Annotated in this window: 22 protein-coding genes and 1 pseudogene; all 23 read left to right on the top strand. The window is 39.2% G+C overall.

All coding sequences use genetic code 11. The features are described from left to right. Positions 1-18: 18 nt before the first annotated feature. On the top strand, positions 19-252 hold the full coding sequence (gene acpP / locus QF028_RS18095) for an acyl carrier protein (RefSeq protein ID WP_026566432.1): 234 nt from the start codon (positions 19-21) through the stop codon (positions 250-252). A gap of 170 nt (positions 253-422) precedes the next feature. After that, positions 423-1,163, top strand: a complete 741-nt coding sequence (gene rnc, locus QF028_RS18090) for a ribonuclease III (RefSeq protein WP_215000329.1) — start codon at positions 423-425, stop codon at positions 1,161-1,163. 55 nt (positions 1,164-1,218) lie between these two features. Next, entirely contained in the window at positions 1,219-4,785 is a 3,567-nt protein-coding gene (gene smc, locus QF028_RS18085) for a chromosome segregation protein SMC (RefSeq protein WP_429467491.1), read from the top strand. Between the two features lie 17 nt (positions 4,786-4,802). Continuing rightward, entirely contained in the window at positions 4,803-5,789 is a 987-nt protein-coding gene (gene ftsY, locus QF028_RS18080) for a signal recognition particle-docking protein FtsY (protein WP_168242757.1), read from the top strand. A 95-nt stretch (positions 5,790-5,884) separates the two neighbouring features. Further along, complete coding sequence (locus QF028_RS18075) at positions 5,885-6,217, top strand: putative DNA-binding protein (RefSeq protein WP_215000334.1); 333 nt, start codon at positions 5,885-5,887, stop codon at positions 6,215-6,217. A gap of 12 nt (positions 6,218-6,229) precedes the next feature. Beyond that, positions 6,230-7,582, top strand: a complete 1,353-nt coding sequence (gene ffh / locus QF028_RS18070) for a signal recognition particle protein (RefSeq protein WP_429467488.1) — start codon at positions 6,230-6,232, stop codon at positions 7,580-7,582. A 109-nt stretch (positions 7,583-7,691) separates the two neighbouring features. Continuing rightward, on the top strand, positions 7,692-7,964 hold the full coding sequence (gene rpsP, locus QF028_RS18065) for a 30S ribosomal protein S16 (protein ID WP_215000338.1): 273 nt from the start codon (positions 7,692-7,694) through the stop codon (positions 7,962-7,964). A 13-nt stretch (positions 7,965-7,977) separates the two neighbouring features. Next, a complete protein-coding gene (locus QF028_RS18060; RefSeq protein WP_088086362.1) occupies positions 7,978-8,208 on the top strand; it encodes a KH domain-containing protein in 231 nt (76 codons plus the stop codon). A gap of 146 nt (positions 8,209-8,354) precedes the next feature. Beyond that, positions 8,355-8,741 carry a YlqD family protein gene (locus tag QF028_RS18055; protein WP_429467486.1) on the top strand — a complete coding sequence of 129 codons (387 nt, stop codon included), beginning with the start codon at positions 8,355-8,357 and terminating at the stop codon, positions 8,739-8,741. 12 nt (positions 8,742-8,753) lie between these two features. Further along, positions 8,754-9,272, top strand: a complete 519-nt coding sequence (rimM, locus tag QF028_RS18050) for a ribosome maturation factor RimM (RefSeq protein ID WP_215010244.1) — start codon at positions 8,754-8,756, stop codon at positions 9,270-9,272. Beyond that, the gene (trmD, locus tag QF028_RS18045) at positions 9,269-10,012 is read left to right on the top strand and encodes a tRNA (guanosine(37)-N1)-methyltransferase TrmD (RefSeq protein WP_429467482.1); all 744 of its coding nucleotides are present in this window, start codon (positions 9,269-9,271) and stop codon (positions 10,010-10,012) included. The genes rimM and trmD overlap by 4 nt, the downstream gene beginning before the upstream one ends. A gap of 145 nt (positions 10,013-10,157) precedes the next feature. Further along, on the top strand, positions 10,158-10,502 hold the full coding sequence (gene rplS / locus QF028_RS18040; RefSeq protein WP_026566443.1) for a 50S ribosomal protein L19: 345 nt from the start codon (positions 10,158-10,160) through the stop codon (positions 10,500-10,502). 220 nt (positions 10,503-10,722) lie between these two features. Continuing rightward, positions 10,723-11,280, top strand: a complete 558-nt coding sequence (gene lepB / locus QF028_RS18035) for a signal peptidase I (protein WP_088086366.1) — start codon at positions 10,723-10,725, stop codon at positions 11,278-11,280. Positions 11,281-11,427: 147 nt separating this feature from the next. Then, entirely contained in the window at positions 11,428-12,291 is an 864-nt protein-coding gene (gene ylqF, locus QF028_RS18030; RefSeq protein ID WP_215010243.1) for a ribosome biogenesis GTPase YlqF, read from the top strand. Positions 12,292-12,420: 129 nt separating this feature from the next. Beyond that, positions 12,421-13,083, top strand: coding sequence for an L-serine ammonia-lyase, iron-sulfur-dependent subunit beta (sdaAB, locus tag QF028_RS18025; RefSeq protein WP_215000348.1), 663 nt, complete (start codon positions 12,421-12,423; stop codon positions 13,081-13,083). Between the two features lie 30 nt (positions 13,084-13,113). Further along, positions 13,114-14,019 carry an L-serine ammonia-lyase, iron-sulfur-dependent, subunit alpha gene (sdaAA, locus tag QF028_RS18020; RefSeq protein ID WP_429467477.1) on the top strand — a complete coding sequence of 302 codons (906 nt, stop codon included), beginning with the start codon at positions 13,114-13,116 and terminating at the stop codon, positions 14,017-14,019. A 97-nt stretch (positions 14,020-14,116) separates the two neighbouring features. Beyond that, positions 14,117-14,884, top strand: coding sequence for a ribonuclease HII (locus tag QF028_RS18015; RefSeq protein WP_429472406.1), 768 nt, complete (start codon positions 14,117-14,119; stop codon positions 14,882-14,884). A 346-nt stretch (positions 14,885-15,230) separates the two neighbouring features. Then, positions 15,231-15,692: pseudogene (locus QF028_RS18010) on the top strand (transposase); the annotation flags it as partial. Positions 15,693-16,148: 456 nt separating this feature from the next. Further along, on the top strand, positions 16,149-17,309 hold the full coding sequence (gene sucC, locus QF028_RS18005; protein ID WP_410888819.1) for an ADP-forming succinate--CoA ligase subunit beta: 1,161 nt from the start codon (positions 16,149-16,151) through the stop codon (positions 17,307-17,309). A 22-nt stretch (positions 17,310-17,331) separates the two neighbouring features. Next, the gene (sucD, locus tag QF028_RS18000; RefSeq protein WP_429467474.1) at positions 17,332-18,234 is read left to right on the top strand and encodes a succinate--CoA ligase subunit alpha; all 903 of its coding nucleotides are present in this window, start codon (positions 17,332-17,334) and stop codon (positions 18,232-18,234) included. A gap of 90 nt (positions 18,235-18,324) precedes the next feature. Next, positions 18,325-19,209 (top strand): DNA-processing protein DprA, encoded by an 885-nt coding sequence (dprA, locus tag QF028_RS17995; RefSeq protein WP_429467472.1) that lies wholly within the window; start codon positions 18,325-18,327, stop codon positions 19,207-19,209. Between the two features lie 338 nt (positions 19,210-19,547). Next, positions 19,548-21,626, top strand: a complete 2,079-nt coding sequence (gene topA, locus QF028_RS17990) for a type I DNA topoisomerase (protein WP_429467469.1) — start codon at positions 19,548-19,550, stop codon at positions 21,624-21,626. A 167-nt stretch (positions 21,627-21,793) separates the two neighbouring features. Beyond that, entirely contained in the window at positions 21,794-23,101 is a 1,308-nt protein-coding gene (trmFO, locus tag QF028_RS17985) for an FADH(2)-oxidizing methylenetetrahydrofolate--tRNA-(uracil(54)-C(5))-methyltransferase TrmFO (protein ID WP_215000362.1), read from the top strand. The last annotated feature ends 100 nt before the right edge of the window (positions 23,102-23,201 follow it).

Below are 23,201 nucleotides of genomic sequence, written 5' to 3'. Positions count from 1 at the left end.
GAGGGGAGGTGAACAGGCATGGCAGAGGTATTAGAACGTGTAACAAAAATCATCGTTGACCGCTTAGGCGTGGATGAATCTCAAGTTAAACTTGAAGCTTCATTCAAAGATGATCTTGGAGCTGATTCCCTTGACGTAGTTGAACTAGTTATGGAATTAGAAGATGAGTTCGATATGGAAATTTCTGACGATGATGCTGAAAAAATTAGCACAGTTGGTGACGCTGTTAATTACATACAAAGCACGAAGTAATCGTTGGATTTATTCACAAAAGCTCCGTTTTCAAACGGAGCTTTATTCTGTAAAATAGAACTTGGCTTCCAACTGTGATGCCAAGTTTCTTTGCGTTTTGCTAAATACTTTTTTTAAACTTATACTTGAGTGGTGTGTAAATTATTTAATGCAAGGTGGAGACGTTTTATATGCGCAGAAATAATAATGAAAAAGATTTAAATAATCGCGCAAAAGAAAATCTATTTAAGGGTTTTCAAAATACGATTGGTATTACGATTGAAAACGAGAAATTATTAAAACAAGCTTTTACTCATTCATCTTATGTGAATGAGCATCGAAGAAAGCCTTTTGAAGATAATGAGAGGCTTGAGTTTTTAGGAGATGCCGTTCTTGAGTTAACTGTTTCACAATTCCTATACAAAAAATATCCTACGATGACAGAGGGAGAATTGACGAAACTTCGGGCTGCAATTGTTTGCGAGCCATCTCTTGTGTCATTTGCCAACGAACTGAACTTCGGAAAATTAGTTTTGTTGGGTAAAGGGGAAGAGATGACAGGCGGAAGGGAGCGTCCCGCCTTACTAGCAGATGTTTTTGAAGCGTTCATTGGAGCTCTTTATTTGGACCAAGGAATTGAAACAGTCATTAAATTTCTCGAGAAAATAGTTTTTCCTAAAATTAATGCCGGTGCTTTTTCTCATGTGATGGATTATAAAAGCCAGTTACAGGAACTCATTCAACGGGATGGGGCAGGCGCTATTGAATATCGTGTTCTTCAAGAAATTGGGCCTGCTCATAATAAAGAATTTGTATCGAAAGTTTCGTTGAATGGCAAGGAATTAGGTGTAGGTACGGGAAAATCAAAGAAGGAAGCCGAACAACATGCCGCCCAAATGGCTCTCGACATATTAAAGGAAAAAACAACTTAGAAATGACAAAATGTTTGCAAGTAGTCCAGCTTGTATGCATAGGGAGGATTTAGAAATGTTTTTAAAACGGTTGGACATTATTGGCTTTAAGTCCTTCGCTGATCGTATTGGAGTTGATTTTGTTCCAGGCGTAACGGCTGTGGTAGGTCCAAATGGCAGTGGGAAAAGTAATATTACCGATGCTATTCGTTGGGTATTGGGTGAACAGTCGGCCAAATCGCTTAGAGGCAGTAAAATGGAGGATATTATTTTTGGGGGTAGCGATACCAGAAAACCCCTAAATTTTGCTGAAGTAACATTAACCTTGGATAATCAGGATCAAGGCGTGTCACTTGATTATAACGAAGTAAGTGTCACAAGGAGAGTATCCCGTTCAGGTGATAGTGAATTCTTGATAAATAAGCAACAGTGTCGTCTTAAAGATATTATCGACTTATTCATGGATTCTGGGCTGGGGAGAGAAGCATTTTCGATAATTAGCCAAGGAAAAGTGGAAGAAATCTTAAATAGTAAAGCAGAAGAACGAAGAACCATATTTGATGAGGCAGCTGGAGTACTAAAGTATAAACATCGAAAGAAAAAAGCAGAAGTAAAACTGTTTGAAACACAAGACAATTTAAACCGTGTAAATGATATTTTACACGAACTTGAAAGCCAAGTAGAACCATTAAAAATTCAGGCCTCGATGGCAAAAGATTTTCTGGAGAAGAAAGAGGAACTAGAAAAATTTGAAGTTGCCTTAACAGTGTATGAAATTGAAGATCTTCATCAAAAATGGGAGGGCCTTTCCAAGCTGTTGAACGAACATCAGGAGGAAGAACTTAAAATCTCTTCTGAATTGCAAGTAAAGGAAGCAAAAATAGTTGAAAAAAGAGATCAAATGACAGCATTTGATGAGTCAATCACCGACCTGCAGAATGTTCTTCTTCATGCTACGGAGGAGTTAGAAAAACTGGAAGGCCGAAAAGAAGTCTTAAAAGAACGAAAGAAAAATGCTTCACAAAATAAAGAACAGCTTCAAACGAACATTTCGGAACTAAATGAAAAAATTAGCCAGCTAAAAATGAATCGCGACATCCTTTCAATGTCTGCCGAGGATCTTGGAAAGCAGGTCACCGAATTACAAACTCAATTAAGGGGAAAACAGGCGAAACTGCAGTTATTCACCGAAAATATTGAAGATAAAATAGAGAGTTTAAAAAGTGAATATATCGAATGGCTAAACGATCAAGCGAGCGCAAAAAATGAAATGAAATACATTGAACAGCAGCTGGAACAGCAGGAAAGAAGAAGTTCACGACTTGATGTTGAGAATGACAAGTTTATTGAGGAACGGCAAATCGCCAAGGATAAAAAAGCTGCGATCCAATCAGCATTAGACGAAGTACAACAAAAAATAGAAGATCAAGTAGGAGCTTTTCGAGAAAAGCAGCGTAAGCTTGAGACAACAAGAAATAATTATCAAAAACAAGAAAAGACACTGTATCAGGCATACCAAATTCTCCAACAGGCAAAGTCAAGAAAAGAAATGCTCGAAGAAATGGAAGAAGATTATTCAGGCTTTTTTCAGGGAGTAAAAGAAATTCTTAAAGCACGTGGGAAAAACTTAAAGGGAATTGAGGGAGCGGTTGCCGAGCTTGTGACTGTTCCGAAACAGTATGAAACTGCATTAGAAACATCCTTTGGCGGGGCTTTGCAGCATATCGTCGTTGATAATGAACAAAATGGGCGGACAGCAATCCAATATTTGAAACAGAATTCTTTTGGCCGTGCAACCTTCTTACCGTTAAATGTCATTAAGGGAAGACCGTTGTCTTCCGCGCAAATAGCTTCCATCCAAAATCATCCATCCTTTGTTGGAACAGCCGTAAGTCTTGTTAAATTTGATCAAAAGTACTCGGAGGTTATGAGCAGTCTGCTTGGGAATGTTGTCATTACAAAAGACTTAAAAGGCGCCAATGAATTAGCGAAAATTCTTCAATACCGCGGCCGTTTGGTAACGATCGATGGTGATATCGTTAATCCTGGCGGTTCAATGACAGGTGGTGCCATTAAACAAAAAAACTCATCCTTATTAACTCGTAAAGGAGAACTTGAGGAATTAAAAGAGAAGTTAGTTGTGATGGAAGAAAAAACGATCCATCTAGAACAACTTGTAAAGTCATTAAAAGAAGATGTTCATCGAATAGAAAAGCAACTTGAAGAAATGCGCAAAGATGGCGAAGAGTTGAGATTAAATGAACTTTCTTTGAAGGGTGACCTTCGGCAAGCAGAGCTCGAAGAAAAAAATATCAATGAACGCTTAGCTATTTATGACCTTGAAAAAGGGCAATTTTCTGATGAGAAAACAACCTTAACAAATAGAAAAAAAGAATTAGCCATTGCAATGGAGACATACAAAACAACGATAGATAAGCTTGAGGCGCAAATAGCGAAGCTTACCGAACAAAAGTCGAGTGATTTGACTTCGAAAGAGACTCTAACTATTGAAATAAATGATTTAAAAGTAGCGTTTGCTTCTAAAAATGAACAGTATATGAGCACAAAAGAACGGTTGACACTTCTGCTAACAGATTTAGAAGAGAGTGAACAAAAGCATGCTCTTTATACTGAAGATCTTAATCTGTTAAGTTCGGAAATGACAAACAGTTCATCAGGTGAAGAACAGTTAGAAACAGCTGCAATTAGAAAACAACAGGATAAAGAAGCTGCATTACAGTTAATTACGGTTAGAAGAGAAGAACGTTTGTCCTTAAAGTCCGCCTTAGAAGACTTAGAAGTGGAAGTTAAAGAACTAAAAAGACTCCACCGAGGAATGATTGTCGTTTTAAAAGACGAGGAAGTAAAAATCAACCGCTTGGATGTCGATCTTGAAAACCGTTTTGCACGGTTAAGAGAAGAATATCTTTTATCGTTTGAAGGTGCAAAGGAACAATATCCATTAACGATATCGATTGAAGAAGCGAGAAAAAAGGTCAAACTTATCAAACTGGCCATTGAAGAACTTGGTAATGTCAACATTGGTGCGATTGAAGAGTATGAGCGTGTCTCTGAACGGTATGAGTTCCTGAATGAACAGAAGAATGATCTCCAGGAAGCTAAAGAAACCCTTTATAAGGTTATTGACGAAATGGATGAAGAAATGAAAAAACGCTTTGAACAGACCTTTAATGGAATTCGTGAACATTTTGAGCCGGTATTTAGAACCCTTTTTGGTGGGGGGAGAGCCGACCTCGTTCTAACTGTCCCAGGTGATTTGTTAAATACAGGTGTCGAAATTGTTGCGCAGCCACCGGGTAAAAAACTGCAAAATTTAGGTTTATTATCAGGTGGTGAACGTGCATTAACTGCGATTGCGCTACTTTTTTCTATTTTAAAGGTACGGCCCGTTCCGTTCTGTATCCTTGATGAGGTAGAAGCAGCATTGGATGAAGCCAATGTCCAACGCTTCAGCCAATACTTAAAACGATATAGTAAGGAGACGCAATTTATTGTGATTACCCACCGCAAAGGAACAATGGAGGAAGCAGATGTGCTTTACGGGGTAACTATGCAAGAATCAGGTGTTTCAAAGCTTGTATCTGTTCGCTTAGAGGAAACAAAAGAGCTTGTTGAATCTTAAAATTAGGAAGTGAAAAAATGAGTTTTTTTAAAAAATTAAAAGAAAAAATCACAAAATCCACGGATACGGTGACAGAGAAGTTTAAGGAAGGTCTTACAAAAACAAGGGATAATTTCTCAGGAAAAGTAAATGACCTTGTTGCCAGGTACCGTAAAGTAGATGAAGACTTTTTTGAAGAATTAGAAGAAATCATGATCCAGGCTGATGTAGGCTTTGATACAGTGATGAAACTGATTGAAGAGTTGAAAATGGAAGTTAAACGCCGGAACATCCAAGACCCACAGGAAGTACAAAGTGTAATATCCGAAAAGTTGGTTGATATCTACAATGCGGGTGAAGAACAATCCTCAAAATTAAATATTCAAGAGGATGGGCTGACAGTCATTCTATTTGTTGGAGTTAATGGGGTTGGAAAAACAACAACGATCGGTAAGCTTGGGTACAAGTTTAAGAATGAAGGAAAGAAAGTACTATTAGCAGCAGGTGATACTTTCCGTGCTGGTGCGATTGAACAACTTGAAGTCTGGGGAGAAAGAGTCGGCGTCGATGTTATTAAGCAATCGGAAGGGTCTGACCCTGCCGCGGTTATGTACGATGCCATACAGGCAGCTAAATCTCGTAAAACAGATATTTTGTTATGTGATACCGCTGGCCGCTTGCAAAACAAAGTGAATTTAATGAAGGAGCTTGAAAAGGTAAAACGTGTGATAGAAAAAGAAATTCCTGGTGCCCCACATGAAGTAATTTTAGTCCTTGACGCAACAACTGGTCAAAACGCCCTGATCCAGGCAAAAACCTTTAAAGAAGTGACAAACGTTAGTGGAATTGTTCTTTCAAAATTAGACGGAACGGCAAAAGGCGGAATCGTCCTTGCTATCCGCAATGAATTAAAAATTCCTGTGAAATTTGTTGGTCTCGGCGAAAAAATGGATGACCTTCAAGAATTTGAAGCGGAAAAATATGTGTATGGTTTATTTGCAGATGAAGTGGAAAAAGCAGATTAATGGATGTAAAGGTATTATCTTGACAGATAATCTCTGACCTTGTAAACTACTTATGTAAAGGCTTTTCACTTAACATGCGCATTGGAGGGGATTGCATGCTTGAAAAGACGACACGAATGAACTATCTTTATGACTTTTACCATTCGTTGTTAACCCCAAAGCAGCAAAGCTATATGTCTCTCTATTATCTAGATGATTACTCTTTAGGAGAAATTGCCGAAGAGTATGATGTAAGCCGCCAAGCCGTTTATGATAATATCAAGCGGACGGAGGCAATGCTCGAGGAATATGAGGAAAAGTTGCTATTATTTCAGAAATTTCAAGAGCGCAGCAAACTTTTAAGAAATGTAAAAGAATTGCTCAATGAGGATCACCCTTCAAAGCAGGCAATGTTAGAAGCTGTTGCCGAGTTGGAGAATTTAGATTAGGAGGCGGCATGAATGGCATTTGAAGGATTAGCCGACCGACTGCAAAATACAATTCAAAAAATCCGTGGAAAAGGGAAAGTTTCAGAAGCGGATGTAAAAGAAATGATGCGTGAAGTACGTCTAGCTTTACTAGAAGCAGACGTAAACTTCAAGGTTGTTAAAGATTTTGTGAAAAAGGTCAGTGAACGTGCCGTTGGGCAGGAAGTACTGAAAAGCTTAACACCTGGACAACAAATTATTAAAATCGTTAATGAAGAATTGACGGAATTGATGGGTGGAGAACAAAGCAAAATCGCGGTGTCAAATCGTCCGCCAACGGTCATTATGATGGTCGGTTTACAGGGTGCTGGTAAAACAACAACATCCGGAAAGCTTGCCAACTTGCTTCGCAAAAAGTATAACCGTATGCCATTGCTTGTTGCTGCAGATATTTATCGGCCTGCTGCGATCAAGCAACTTGAAACACTAGGAAAGCAATTAGACATGCCAGTTTTCTCACTTGGTGATCAAGTAAGCCCTGTCGAAATTGCAAGGCAAGCCATTGCAAAAGCAAAAGAAGAGCATCATGACTATGTCCTTATTGATACCGCCGGCCGACTTCATGTTGATGAAGCATTAATGGGTGAGTTAAAGGACATTAAGGAACTGACTAAACCTGATGAAATCTTCCTAGTCGTTGATGCCATGACTGGTCAAGATGCAGTCAATGTGGCCCAAAGCTTTAACGAACAGCTCGGATTAACTGGGGTTGTGTTAACAAAGCTGGATGGTGATACCAGAGGCGGGGCGGCACTTTCAATCCGGGCAGTAACGCAAACACCAATTAAATTTGTCGGTTTAGGCGAGAAGTTAGATGCACTTGAACCTTTTCACCCTGAACGTATGGCATCTAGAATCCTTGGTATGGGTGACGTGCTGACATTGATTGAGAAGGCACAAGCCAATGTTGATGAAGAAAAGGCTAAAGAGTTGGAACAAAAAATGCGGACAGCTACGTTTACGCTGGAGGATTTTTTGGATCAGCTTGGACAGGTTCGTAATTTAGGTCCGCTTGATGAACTATTAAAGATGATGCCTGGTGCAAACAAGATTAAAGGGTTAAATAATCTTCAAATCGATGAAAAGCAAATTGCTCATGTTGAGGCAATCATCCGTTCAATGACGACTCTTGAAAAAAATAATCCAGAAATCTTGAACGCCAAACGGAAAAACCGAATTGCCAAAGGCAGCGGTCGTTCTGTAACTGAAGTAAACCGTTTGTTAAAACAGTTTGAAGATATGAAAAAAATGATGAAACAAATGACTGGAATGCAGCAAAAAGGTAAGAAAAAAGGTGGATTTAAACTTCCTTTCAAGCCGTTTTAAGCTGTATAAAATTGGTAATACTGTATGTAAAGAAAAAACACTTTACAAACTATAAAAGAATTGATATTATACTATCTTGTGTGAAACTATTCGGAGGTGCTTATTTAAAATGGCAGTAAAAATTCGTTTAAAACGTATGGGAGCAAACAAAACTCCTTTCTATCGTATCGTAGTAGCAGATTCTCGTTCACCACGTGATGGACGTTACATTGAGATTGTAGGAACTTACAATCCAGTTACACAACCAGCTAAGGTTGACATCAACGAAGAATTAGCTCTTAAATGGTTACAAGACGGTGCTAAACCATCTGATACAGTACGTAACCTTTTCTCTAATCAAGGCATCATGGAAAAATTCCATAATGCAAAATTAAGTAAGTAACTCAGGGACGACGATGAAACAATTAGTCGAAACGATTGTTAAGCCCCTAGTTGATTTTCCAGAAGACGTTCGTGTGGATGTCGTGGAAGATGACAACCGTGTAACCTATCAGTTATTTGTTAATAAAACAGATATGGGAAAAGTTATCGGTAAGCAGGGGCGCGTTGCAAAGGCCATTAGAACTGTTGTTTATGCAGCAGGATCATCACAACAAAAGAAAATTTTTCTAGAAATTGGTGAATAGCTTTTTGCATCTAGATAAAAGGGAGGAATTATTTCCTCCCTTTTTTGCTATAAGAAAAGCAGAAGCGCCCGTTTAGCGAAGTCTCACTAGCCGACGGGCGCTGGCTAGACAGTTCTCAAAGTTCAATGAACGAGGGAGGCATTTCTTTGCAAATCATTCAAACTGTTGTGGTAAAACAAATTCTAACGGAAAATAGTAAGAAAAAATTAGCTGACCATTACGAGGCACAAAAGCTGCAGTATCAAAGGGAGATTAGTCAGCTTCAATTTGAGTTGAAGCGCTTGGAAAAAAACAAGGGATATTCACCTGGAGCATTAAAGAATCATTTTGAAAAAGAAATCAATAAACGTTTGGAAAAAGAAAAGCTAATTGAGTTTCAAATCGAACAATTACATATGCTGCCATTAGGCAGTGAGTTAAAGGAAAAGGAAGTACAAGCCCTCGTTGAAATTAAGATAGGTGACATATGGGACGGGCGGATTGGGCAACCTACAATTATCATAAAAGACGGAATAATAGAAGATATACGCTAGAGGTGTAAAGCTATGGAAAAATGGTTTAATGTCGGAAAAATTGTAAACACACAGGGGCTAAAGGGGGAAGTCCGAGTTATATCAAAGACTGACTTCCCTGAGAAACGCTATAAGGCAGGAAATGTATTATATTTGTTTATGCCTAATTCTAGTTCGCCGATTGAACTAACAGTTAAAAGCCGCCGAACCCATAAAAATTTTGAATTACTTACATTTGAAGGTTATAACAATATCAATGAAGTAGAAAAGTTTAGGGATGGAATTCTAAAAGTACCTGAAACACAGCTTGGTGCATTAAATGAGGATGAATTTTATTACCATGAGATTATTGGATGCCTTGTTGCTACAACAAAAGGCGAGGAGCTTGGAAAAGTTTCTGAAATTCTATCTCCTGGTGCCAATGACGTGTGGGTGGTTAAAGGTAAAGGCGGCAAAGAAATACTAATCCCTTATATCCATGATGTGGTCAAGAAAGTAGATGTGAAAGAAAAAGTCATACTAATCGATCCAATCGAAGGATTACTTTCATGATGCAAATAGATATTCTCACCTTATTTCCGGAGATGTTTACCGGGGTACTGGGACAATCGATTTTGCAAAAGGCTGCTGAGAAATCTGCGGTCAACTATAACGTCGTCAATTTTCGCGGGTTTGCTGATAATAAACATTCAACTGTAGATGATTATCCCTACGGCGGCGGAGCTGGTATGGTATTAAAACCGCAGCCCATTTTTGATGCTGTAACAGCCCTCAAGGAAAAAGCAAAAGGTACGAATCCACGGGTGATTCTTCTTTGTCCGCAGGGTGAACGATATGAGCAGCGGAAAGCGGAGGAATTGGCAAAGGAAGAGCATTTGATTTTTATCTGTGGGCATTACGAGGGTTATGATGAACGAATTCGTGAGCATGTAGTAACAGATGAAATCTCAATTGGTGATTATGTCTTAACTGGCGGTGAACTTGGTGCGATGGTTATCGTTGATAGTGTAGTCCGACTCTTACCAGAAGTGCTGGGAAATCAAGAATCTCATATGAAGGACTCTTTCAGCACAGGACTGCTTGAGCATCCTCACTACACAAGACCTGCTGATTTCCGGGGACTAAAGGTTCCAGAAGTTCTATTATCAGGTAATCATAAATTAATAGAAGAATGGCGTAATAAAGAAGCGTTACGGCGAACAATTTTAAGACGTCCAGACCTACTTGAGAAAATAGAATTGACGAATGAACAGGAAAAATGGCTTAAAGAAGTAAAAAAAGAATACGAGTAGTATTGCGCGAGTTTACCGATTATGGTATGATACTACTTGTGACTTGAGCTGATATGAATCAGATTGTGGTCTTATAACGATGTTCCGCTGCAATATAATTAAGAGTTTGATGTGCATGAGCGTCTGTTGGAAGGAGTTGAAAACGATGCAAAAATTGATTGAAGAAATTACAAAAGAACAACTTCGTACTGATCTTCCTGCTTTCCGTCCTGGTGACACTGTGCGTGTACACGTTAAGGTTGTCGAGGGTACTCGTGAGCGTATTCAGTTATTTGAAGGTGTTGTAATTAAGCGTCGTGGTGGTGGAATTAGCGAAACTTTTACAGTTCGTAAAATTTCTTACGGAGTAGGCGTTGAGCGTACTTTCCCAGTACACACACCAAAAATTGCGAAGCTAGAAGTACTTCGTCGCGGTAAAGTTCGCCGTGCTAAGCTTTACTACTTGCGTAACCTTCGTGGTAAAAAAGCAAGAATTAAAGAGATTCGATAATATGAAAAGAAAAAGAGCTTGCTCGGGAGCAGGCTCTTTTTTTTATATAATCGATTTGATGCCCTTGTAATATTAAATTATGAGTTTATAAATTGGTGCTGATTTTTTAACAAATTATTAAAGTTTGATTAAAAATATGATCCCATCGTGTTAAAATTATTGAAATTATGTAAAATAAATTTTATAAAACATTTTTTTACGGAGAATGGCGGGGATTGTTATGACAAAAAAGAAAAATGAACTCTGGGAATGGACAAAGGCCCTTTTGATTGCTGTCATATTAGCTGCAGTTATCCGGTACTTCCTTTTTGCTCCAATCGTTGTCGATGGTTTATCGATGATGCCGACATTGAAGGATCAGGATCGAATGATTGTAAATAAGTTTAGTTATAATATTGGTGAGCCAAAGCGATTTGATATCATTGTCTTTCATGCACCAGAACAAAAGGATTACATAAAGCGCGTGATTGGATTGCCTGGCGACACAATTGAGTATAAAGATGATACATTATATGTTAATGGAAAAGCGTATAAAGAGCCATATTTGGATAAATATAAAAAAGAAGTAGAGGATGGACCGTTAACAGATCCATTTACCTTGGAAGAAAAAATAGGACGTAAAACAGTTCCGGAAGGTGAATTGTTTGTTATGGGCGACAATCGCCGCTTCAGTAAAGATAGTCGGCATATTGGGACCATTTCCTATGATAAAATTATCGGTAAAACCAGTTTCGTTTACTGGCCGTTAAATGATGCACATATCGTAACAGTGAAATAGAATTGTACTATCTAGCTTCAGCGCCTAGCCCCTCGATGGTCTACAGCCAATCCGTCATGAAGGTTAAAAAGCAACCTTCCTGCCAGCTTGTCTTATGCTTGTCGGGGCTGGTCAAGGCGCTTACGCTTTTAAGGGAGGTGGCCAAGCATGACGATCCAATGGTTTCCAGGCCATATGGCTAAGGCTCGCAGAGAGGTCACGGAAAAGTTAAAATTAGTAGATATTATTTTTGAATTAGTGGATGCGAGGATTCCCTATTCCTCGAGAAATCCGATGATAGATGAAATCATTCAGCATAAGCCAAGGCTTGTCTTATTAAATAAGGCTGACATGGCTGATAAAGAAGCAACAAGGGAATGGATTGAGTTTTTTGCGAATAAAGGTATTAAGGCACTCGCAATAAATTCTCATGCGGGAGAAGGCATGAGAGACATTGCCAATGCTTCAAAGGAAATATTGAAGGAAAAGTTTGACCGTTTAAGAGCTAGAGGTGTCAATAATCCAAGAGCGATCCGAGCGATGATAGTTGGAATTCCTAACGCTGGTAAATCGACGTTAATCAATCGATTGGCAAAGAAAAATATCGCTAAAACAGGAAATACGCCTGGTGTAACAAAGGCCCAACAATGGATTAAAGTGGGGAAGGAAATGGAACTGCTTGATACCCCCGGGATTTTATGGCCAAAATTTGAAGACCAAGAAGTCGGCAAAAAACTTGCCGTTACAGGCGCAATCAAAGATACGTTATTAAATCTTCAGGATCTTACTGTCTATACTCTTAAGTATTTAGAACGAGCATATCCAGATCGTTTAAAAGAACGGTACAATCTTGATACCCTTCCTGAGGATGTTGTAGAGATGTTTGACAAAATAGGAGTACTGCGTGGATGTCTTATGGCTGGTGGTATCGTTGATTATGATAAGGTTTCAGAATTGGTCATCAAGGAAATTAGATCAGAAAAGTTTGGTCGGATTACATTTGAACGACCGACTGATTTTTTGGTTGAATAAAGAAAAATATAGCTTAAGCTCTCCTAGGCGGAGAGTCTTTTTTATGTAATAATTTACCACTATTTATTGTAGGCAATTTAGCCGTATATCTTGTAAAATAAATTGAGTGAAAGTAAAGGAGCGTTCTAAATGAAATATCGATCTGCATTTGATATTATTGGTCCCGTCATGATCGGACCATCTAGCTCTCATACCGCAGGCGCAGCGCGAATTGGCAGGGTAGCAAGAACCTTATTTGGTCAGCTGCCAAAGAAAGCCATCATCTCATTGTACGGTTCATTTGCAAAAACCTATAAGGGACATGGAACAGACTTTGCCATAGTGGCAGGGCTGTTAGATTTTGATACTTTTGATGGACGGATGCCACAATCCTTAGAAATAGCAAAACAAATGGGTTTAGAGGTGATCTTTTGTATTGAAGAGGCTGTGATGGATCATCCCAATACCGTAAAAATTAATTTATATAATGATGATAACGAACTCGAATTAGTTGGGATTTCAATTGGCGGGGGTACGATTGAGATAACAGAGTTAAATTCCTTTCCGTTGAAGCTTTCCGGTGAACATCCCGCAATCTTGGTTGTTCATCAAGATCGATTTGGTATTATCTCAGCAGTAACAAGTGTGTTATCAAAAAATCAAATAAATATTGGTCATATGGAAGTTTCTCGATTAGAAAAAGGAGAAATGGCTTTAATGGTTATTGAAGTTGATCAGAAAATTGATGAATTAGTGATAGAGGAACTACATCAACTTTCAAGTGTATCGCAAATTATTCGTATGGTGGAATAGACCATTAATTAGCCAGCGGGAGGTGTCATTATGTTTAGAAATGTAGCAGAACTTGTTCAGATGGCAGAGAGTAATCAAGTAAAAATAGCGGAAATTATGATCCGGCAAGAAATAGAAGTTTCTGGCCTTTCTAGAGAAGATATTATTGCTAAAATGGATAAGAACTTAACGATTATGGAACAAGCAGTGGAAAGAGGACTTAACGGTGTGTACTCACATACAGGCCTTACCGGTGGAGACGCAGTATTGCTCCAAAACTATATTAAAAGTGGCAAGGCGCTGGGGGGGACCATTTTATTAGATGCCGTCAGTAAAGCGGTGGCGACCAATGAAGTGAACGCTGCAATGGGCGTAATTTGTGCAACGCCAACAGCTGGTTCAGCAGGTGTCGTACCAGGTACATTATTTGCAGTAAAAGAAAAATTAAATCCAACCCGACAAGAAATGATTGAATTTTTATTTACCTCAGCGGCTTTCGGATTTGTTGTCGCAAATAATGCCTCTATTTCTGGTGCGGCAGGGGGATGTCAAGCAGAGGTAGGCTCTGCAAGTGGTATGGCTGCAGCTTCGATTGTAGAATTGGCTGGTGGGTCACCTAAGCAAGCTGCAGAAGCGATGGCAATCACATTGAAGAATATGCTTGGATTAGTTTGTGATCCTGTAGCAGGCTTAGTTGAAGTTCCTTGTGTGAAAAGAAATGCAATGGGTGCATCCAATGCCATCACGGCAGCAGATATGGCACTTGCTGGCATTACAAGCAGAATCCCCTGCGATGAAGTCATTCATGCGATGTTCTTAATTGGCCAATCCATGCCATCTGCCTTAAGGGAAACAGCGGAAGGTGGTCTTGCAGCGACACCGACAGGAAGAAGACTTGAACAAGAAATTTTTGGCACAAGCAAAACATTCAAACTAAAAGACTTAGTTATATCCTAACGGAATGAAATAACACCCAAGTTCATCTCGAATATTGGGTGTTATTTTGTTGTTTTTTAACATAATGACCAAGATAACAATTACAATGGGTGATAAGATGAAACAATTAACAATCGCAGAAATTGAACGACAATTGGAAAATATATTAGTAGAAACTGATCCATTCTTGTTGGGTATTCTTCAAGATGAGCGGAAGGGTGTCCAACAGCTGGTACATAGATGGAGTAAGAAATTTGCGGAGAATCATCGACTAAAAGAAAAGTTTGTTGAAATGAATGTCTATGAGCATAAATGGCGCAAAAGAGGATATGAGAAGATTGCCGGTATCGATGAAGTGGGTAGAGGGCCTCTTGCAGGTCCGGTAGTTGCAGCAGCTGTCATTTTGCCAAAAGACTTTTACTTAGCAGGGATAGACGACTCTAAGAAGCTATCTGAAAAAAAACGCTTGGAATTCGATTCGATTATTAGAAAAGAAGCGATTGCCTTCAGTATTGCAATGATCCATGCCAAGGAAATAGATGAAATTAATATTTATGAAGCTACAAAAAAAGCTATGAAAGCTGCCATCTCATCCTTAGATCCAAAGCCGGATTTATTGCTTATTGACGCCATGAAGCTGGAAACCCCCTTTACCTCTGAATCTATTATTAAGGGTGATTCAAAAAGTATCTCTATCGCCGCCGCTTCGATTATAGCGAAAGTAGCAAGAGATGATTTGATGAAGGAAATTTCACAGACCTATCCAGTCTATGGATTTCAACAGAACATGGGCTACGGAACAAAGGAACATATCGAAGCCATCCAAAAACACGGAATAACTTCTTATCACAGAAAAAGTTTCGCACCTGTAAAGGATTTTGTTTAATTATCAAACACAATAATAAAAAACAGGCAATGCCTGTTCAGGCTGTCGAGAAACTTTCGACAGCCTCTTATTTTCTACAATAACTTTAACCATTCACCGCGTTAATTTGTTATAATATTATTAATATATAGGCTTTGCAACATGTCTGTTGATTTGCGCTCCAGGCACTTCGCTTTCCGCGGGCGTGCCGGGGAGCCTCCTCGGCGCTGAAGCGCCTGCGGGGTCTCCCCTGCCCCGTACTCCCGCAGGAGTCTGCGTGCCTTCCGCGCAAATCAACAGAGCTGTAAAATCAATAATACACTGCTCTTAACACAACCAAACAATAAAAAATCAAGTGGTGAAATCTATGTTTAAACCAAGAGTATCTACCCAAAGTGAATATGAATTTGTTTCTATTGATGAATTGGTTCCTGACAATCACCTTCTTCGTTTAATCGATAAATATATTGATCTTTCATTCCTTCTTGAAATGTACGTCCTTATTATAGTGATGATAACGGACGCCCTTCCGATCCCACTATTCTATTTAAAATGATGTTTATTGGTTATATTTATGGCATCCGATCCGAGCGACAATTACAAAGAGAAATTGAAATGAATGTTGCCTACCGCTGGTTTTTAGGCCTGAAATTTAAGGATCCTGTTCCACCACTCAACGATTAGTTGGAATCGCCAACATCGTTTTAAAGGTACCGATATCTTTCAGGAAATATTTGATGAGATTGTTCTCCAGGTAATGAATCACAAAATGGTAGGTGGTCGTGTCTTATTTTCGGATCATTGCAACACAATTAGCAAGGCTAGAAAAAGTGTGTTGCAATTCTTTAGGTTGATTACCTCCCTGTTGATTTCCGCGGAAGGCACGCAGACTCCTGCGGGAGGACGGGGCTGGGGAGACCCCGCAGGCGCTAGCGCCAAGGAGGCTCCCCGGACCACCCGCGGAAAGCGAAGTGCCTGGAGCGGAAATCAACAGGCCCATTAGCAGGTACAATGAATAATTAAATGCTGAGAATAAAAAATTGCCGAGAAAAATACCCTTTCTCGACAATCTGAACAGGCAGTGCCTGTTTTTTTATTATTGTAGAAAACAAATTATACCAAATAAGGTGTGGATTTCCTTGATTTATCCAAAAAAACGATTGATTATTCTGAATATTTTTAAGATGTATATAATTTTTTAGCATAATGGTAGACAAGGTAACTGTCATTATATAAAATGAAAACGGAGTCAGTTTTTAGAAGAGTTTGAATAGGAGGATGGGAAATGAATATCCATGAGTATCAAGGGAAAGAGATCCTCAGAAAATACGGGGTAGCAGTTCCGAATGGAAAAGTAGCATTCACTGTAGAAGAAGCAGTGGAAGCAGCGAAAGAACTAGGCACACAGGTTTGTGTGGTAAAAGCACAAATCCATGCTGGCGGACGGGGGAAAGCCGGTGGTGTTAAAGTTGCAAAAAACCTTGAAGAGGTTCGTACATATGCAAGCGAAATCCTCGGCAAAACACTTGTAACACACCAAACAGGTCCTGAAGGAAAAGAAGTCAAGCGCTTGCTTATTGAAGAAGGCTGTGACATCAAAAAAGAATATTATGTTGGTTTAGTATTAGACCGTGCTACTTCACGTGTTGTCCTAATGGCATCTGAAGAAGGCGGAACGGAAATTGAAGAGGTTGCTGAAAAGACTCCAGAGAAAATTTTCAAAGAAGAAATTGATCCGGTCGTCGGATTACAGCCATTCCAAGCTCGCCGAATTGCGTTCAATATTAATATTCCAAAAGAATTAATTAATCAAGCTGTAAAATTTATGACCGCTTTGTATAATGCTTATATCGAGAAAGATTGCTCGATTGCAGAAATTAATCCGCTCGTTGTTACAGGTGACGGTAAGGTAATGGCTCTTGATGCAAAATTGAACTTTGACTCAAATGCCCTATATCGTCAGAAAGATGTACTAGAGTACCGTGACCTTGAAGAAGAGGATGCAAAGGAAATTGAAGCATCTAAATATGATTTAAGCTACGTTGCTTTAGATGGAAACATTGGCTGTATGGTTAATGGTGCAGGACTTGCCATGTCAACGATGGATATAATTAAACATTACGGCGGCGATCCCGCAAACTTCCTTGATGTTGGGGGCGGCGCGACAGCTGAAAAGGTTACAGAGGCATTCAAAATTATCCTTTCTGATCCAAACGTAAAAGGTATTTTCGTCAATATCTTTGGTGGAATCATGAAGTGTGATGTTATTGCTGAGGGTGTAGTAGAAGCAGCTAAGCAGGTTGGACTTAGTGTTCCACTTGTTGTTCGCTTAGAGGGAACAAATGTTGACTTAGGTAAGAAAATCCTATCAGAGTCAAGTGTAGACATTATTGCTGCTGAATCCATGGCTGACGGCGCACAAAAAATCGTTTCATTAGTGAAATAGGATCGAAGAAAGGGGAATTAACGTGAGCGTTTTTATTAATAAAGATACAAAGGTTATTGTTCAAGGGATTACAGGATCAACAGCCCTGTTTCATACAAAGCAAATGCTTGAATATGGTACACAGATTGTTGGCGGTACCTCTCCAGGAAAAGGCGGGTTGGAAGTAGAAGGAGTTCCTGTTTTTAACACGGTTAAAGATGCTGTTAACGCAACTGGTGCAACTGCATCCGTTATTTACGTACCGGCACCATTTGCTGCAGATGCGATTATCGAAGCGGTTGATGCAGAATTGGATCTTGCTATCTGTATCACTGAACATATTCCGGTATTGGATATGGTTAAAGTTAAGCGTTATATGGAAGGTAAAAAGACTCGCTTAGTCGGTCCAAACTGTCCTGGTGTTATTACAGCTGATGAGTGTAAAATCGGCATCATGCCTGGTTATATCCATACAAAAGGCCATGTAGGTGTTGTATCACGCTCTGGAACATTAACATACGAAGCGGTTCACCAATTAACACAAGCCGGATTAGGCCAAACTACTGCTGTTGGTATCGGCGGCGACCCTGTTAACGGAACAAACTTCATCGATGTATTAAAAGCATTTAATGAAGATCCTGAAACATATGCTGTAATTATGATTGGTGAAATCGGCGGTACTGCCGAAGAAGAAGCAGCTGAGTGGGTTAAAGCAAACATGACCAAGCCTGTTGTTGGCTTCATCGGTGGACGTACAGCGCCTCCAGGAAAACGTATGGGACACGCAGGTGCGATTATTTCAGGTGGTAAAGGTACTGCAGATGAAAAAATCCGCGTTATGAACGAATGCGGTATTAAAGTAGCTGACACTCCATCTGTGATGGGTGACACATTAATTGAAGTATTAAAAGAACAAGGTTTGTACGAAAAGTGTAAAACCCACTAATAATTGTGCAACTAGATAATTTCAGATAGTCCCTCAAAAACGAGGGGCTATTTATTCTAATTTTATATCTATAGGGAGGAAAATATTTAAATGGATGAATTCAAAGAAAAACTTATTTCCTTGTTGCATTACCCCAATATCTCCTGGGACACCGTTTTACAAATGCTAAAAAAAGACCCGACACTACAGAACTTATATCAGTTACAAAAGCAATCCCCTCAGCAAACATGCTTATTTCCACCCACTACCAATAACCCTTCAGAAAAGTCTTCTAGCGTACCTCTTCATCCTGACATTATTCGCGATCAAATTCGTCAATACAAAACAAATGAGATTACAGTCATTACTATTTTAGATAAGGAATATCCACCATTATTAAAAGAAATATATCAGCCGCCATGGGCACTATTTACTAAGGGGGATCTCTCGCTACTTGAAACAGACCCCAAACTTGCGGTTGTTGGTTCACGGCAAGCGACTCAATATGGGAAAAATGCAATTCGGTTGATTTTTCCAGGTTTAATTGACAAAGGTGTTCTAATTGTTAGCGGCTTAGCACGGGGAATTGATGCCATCGCACATGAATATGCAATAAAAAATGGAGGAAAAACAATAGCTGTGATTGCTGGTGGTTTCTATCATATCTATCCAAAGGAAAATACGAGCTTAGCCCTAGAAATGATGAAAAACCAGCTAGTTCTTTCGGAATACCCTCCAGATACTAAGCCGCTTAGATGGCATTTTCCATCTAGAAATCGAATTATTAGCGGTTTGTCAAAAGGGACATTTATTATAGAAGCAAAACGAAAAAGCGGATCACTCATCACGGCGAATTTTGCAGTAAATGAAGGAAGAGATGTATTTTCCTTGCCTGGAAGCATTTTTAATCCATATTCTATCGGGGCCAATGAATTAATTCAACAAGGAGCTAAACTTGTAACCGGTGCAGAGGATATTTTAGAGGAAATTAGATAAGACTCTTATCTAAAGAAATTTTGCTTAAAAATCGTTAATTTTGAAGGTTTTTATGAATAAACGGAGAATTTAGCTAAAAAAGGTTGCATTATTTTCTAATTTGTTATACATTTTCCAACAGATGTTCGAAAAAAAGAATATTTGGAAATGGAATAAATAATATTCATATTAATATATAAAGAAAAACTTGGGATAGGGCAGTTTTGTAAAGTATTTTCTCCGGTCTAATTAGGTAAAACTGGAATTTAGGAAAGCTTCTCAAATGATTAGCACCTTAGAAACAGCATTTGCCAGATTCGGGGCGCTTCTACACTTTCCCTCTTAAGGAGGATTTTTAAATGGCAGATTTTCTTGTAATCGTTGAATCGCCAGCAAAAGCGAAAACGATCGAACGATATTTAGGGAATAAATATAAAGTAAAAGCATCAATGGGACATATTCGCGATTTGCCACGGAGCCAAATGGGGGTCAATGTAGAAAATAGCTATGAACCAAAATATATTACAATCCGCGGAAAAGGTCCTGTTTTAAAAGACTTAAAAACAGCGGCAAAAAAAGCAAAAAAAATCTATCTGGCAGCTGACCCGGATCGCGAAGGGGAAGCAATTGCATGGCATTTAGCCCATAGTTTATCTGTCGATATTAATTCAGATTGCCGGGTGGTTTTTAATGAAATCACAAAAGATGCAATAAAAGAGTCGTTTAAACATCCTCGGCCAATTAATATGGATTTGGTGGATGCTCAGCAGGCTCGTAGGATTCTTGACCGTCTTGTTGGGTATAATATCAGCCCGTTGCTCTGGAAGAAGGTAAAGAAAGGTTTAAGTGCAGGCCGGGTTCAATCTGTTGCCGTCCATTTAATTATTGTTAGGGAAAAGGAAATCAAAGCCTTTGTCCCTGAAGAATATTGGACGATTGATGGAGAATTTTTAAAGGGGAAAGACCATTTTAGTGCCCAATATTTTTCTTTAGCTGACAAACGAAAATTTGAACTGAAATCTGAACAAGATGTCCAAACCATTTTAAAACAAATGGATGATAATAAATTCAAAGTTGTATCTGTTACCAAAAAAGAAAGAAAGAGGAACCCAGCACCGCCCTTCATAACATCATCATTGCAACAAGAAGCAGCCAGAAAACTTAACTTCCGAGCAAAGAAAACGATGATGCTCGCACAGCAGCTTTATGAAGGGATTGAGCTTGGCAAAGAGGGTACGGTTGGTCTCATTACATATATGAGAACGGATTCAACACGGATTTCTGAAGTCGCTCAAACAGAGGCGGCTAATTACATCCGCTCAGAATATGGTGAAGATTATTTAAAAGATGAACAAAGAAAAGAGAAAAAGCAATCGAATGCCCAAGATGCACATGAAGGGATTCGACCAACCAGTACTTTAAGGGATCCCAATAGTTTAAAAACATTTTTATCAAGAGACCAACTCCGATTATATAAATTAATCTGGGATCGGTTTTTAGCTAGTCAAATGGCTCAGGCCGTCATGGATACAATGAGCGTAGATTTACAAAATGGCAATGTCCTTTTCCGAGCAAATGGCTCAAAAATTAAGTTTCCTGGTTTCATGAAGCTTTATGTTGAGGGATCAGATGACCAAGTGGATGAAAAAGACAGAATGCTTCCTGACCTTAAGGAAGGGGATGAAGTGTTTAAAAAGGATATCGAGCCAAAGCAGCATTTCACTCAGCCACCGCCAAGGTACACGGAGGCAAGACTTGTTAAGACACTTGAAGAGCTTGGTATTGGTCGCCCGTCTACATACGCACCAACCCTTGACACGATTCAAAAGCGGGGCTATGTGGCACTCGATAATAAAAGATTTATTCCAACCGAGCTCGGTGAAATTATCGATGAGTTGATTTTAGAGTTTTTTCCAGATATTCTAGATGTCGAATTTACAGCGAAAATGGAACAGGGCTTAGATAATATCGAAGATGGAAAAGTACCTTGGGTCAATATTATCGATGAGTTTTATCAAGATTTTGAAATTCATTTAAAAAAAGCAGAAGAAGAAATGCAGTCTGTTGAAATCAAAGATGAACCAGCTGGTGAAGACTGTGAGAATTGTGGAAACCCTATGGTTTTTAAAATGGGTCGCTACGGAAAATTTATGGCTTGCAGCAATTTTCCAGATTGCCGAAATACAAAACCGATTGTTAAAGAAATCGGTGTTACCTGCCCTAATTGCAAAGAAGGACAGATCATTGAGCGTAAAAGTAAGAAAAAGCGACTCTTTTACGGTTGCACACAATACCCTGAATGTGAGTTTATCTCTTGGGATAAACCATTACCAAGGGAATGCCCAAAATGTGAAGGGCTGCTTGTTGAAAAGAAATTAAAAAAAGGTGTTCAAGTTCAATGCGTTAATTGTGATTACAAGGAAGAACCGCAAAGTTAAAGTGAGAGTGGGCATAGTCCACTCTCTTCGTTATTTGCATAAAACTTTTTTCTTTTTCATTCGTATAGTACAATGCAAGATGGACTTAAAAGTGGGAAAAGTATTGATAGGTACGTGCACTACCTTTTATTTACATAAAACCATGGTATCTATTAGGAGGATTCTAAATGAAAGATGTCACAATTAACGTAATCGGTGCGGGATTAGCTGGAAGTGAAGCCGCATGGCAGATTGCGAAGCGTGGAGTAAAAGTTCGCTTATATGAGATGCGACCAGTGAAGCAAACACCTGCACACCATACAGATAAATTTGCAGAATTAGTTTGTAGTAATTCATTACGTGCCAACACACTAACAAATGCAGTAGGGGTGTTAAAGGAAGAAATGCGAAAGCTTGATTCCGTTATTATCGCTGCAGCGGATGCTTGTTCTGTTCCAGCAGGCGGTGCGTTAGCTGTTGATCGTCATGAATTTGCCGCCAAAGTAACAAATTTGGTTAAAAACCATGAAAATGTTACGGTTATTAATGAAGAAGTAACTGAAATTCCAGAGGGAACAACAATCATTGCAACGGGGCCGCTGACAAGTCCAGACCTTTCAGAGCAACTCAAAGGGCTAACCGGTGAGGATTACCTTTATTTTTATGATGCTGCAGCACCGATACTTGAAAAGGAAAGCATAGACCTAGAGAAAGTTTATTTAAAATCCCGCTATGATAAAGGGGAAGCTGCCTATCTTAACTGTCCAATGACTGAAGAAGAATTTAACCGTTTCTATGAAGCGCTTATATCCGCTGAAACTGTTCCAGTAAAGGAATTTGAAAAGGAAGTCTTTTTCGAAGGGTGCATGCCAATTGAAGTGATGGCGTCACGGGGAAAGAAAACAATGCTTTTCGGTCCGTTAAAACCAGTTGGTTTAGAGGATCCCAAAACAGGAAAACGTCCTTTTGCCGTAGTACAACTCCGTCAAGATGATGCCGCGGGCACACTTTTTAATATTGTCGGTTTTCAGACACATTTAAAGTGGGGTGCGCAAAAGGAAGTTATACAATTAATACCGGGGTTAGAAAATGCAGAAATTATTCGATATGGTGTGATGCACCGGAATACATTTATCAATTCTCCCAAGGTTCTAAAAGCAACTTACCAATTCCGTAATCGTGAAGATTTATTTTTTGCTGGTCAAATGACTGGCGTTGAAGGATACGTAGAATCTGCTGCTAGCGGTTTAGTTGCTGGTATAAATGCAACGCGTTTAATACAAGGAATGGAGCCACTTGAATTTCCTGAAGAGACCGCGATTGGAAGCATGGCCCGATATATTACTACGACGAACGCTAAAAATTTTCAGCCAATGAATGCTAACTTTGGTTTATTTCCAGAGCTGCCGGTAAGAATTAAAGGAAAGCAGGAGAGGAATTTAGAACACGCAAATAGAGCGTTAGAAACAATTCAGAACTTTGTGAAAGTTTTGTAAAGTTTATTGCAAGGGGATACGAAGTATGTTACGATTTAGTAGCCCTTGCGAGATGAATATTATGACAAATATGAATGTTTTTTTAAAGTTAATTATTGGG

The sequence above is a fragment of the Neobacillus sp. B4I6 genome, assembly GCF_050434045.1.
Taxonomy (GTDB): domain Bacteria; phylum Bacillota; class Bacilli; order Bacillales; family Cytobacillaceae; genus Neobacillus.
This window is presented reverse-complemented; position numbering and strand designations above follow the sequence as displayed.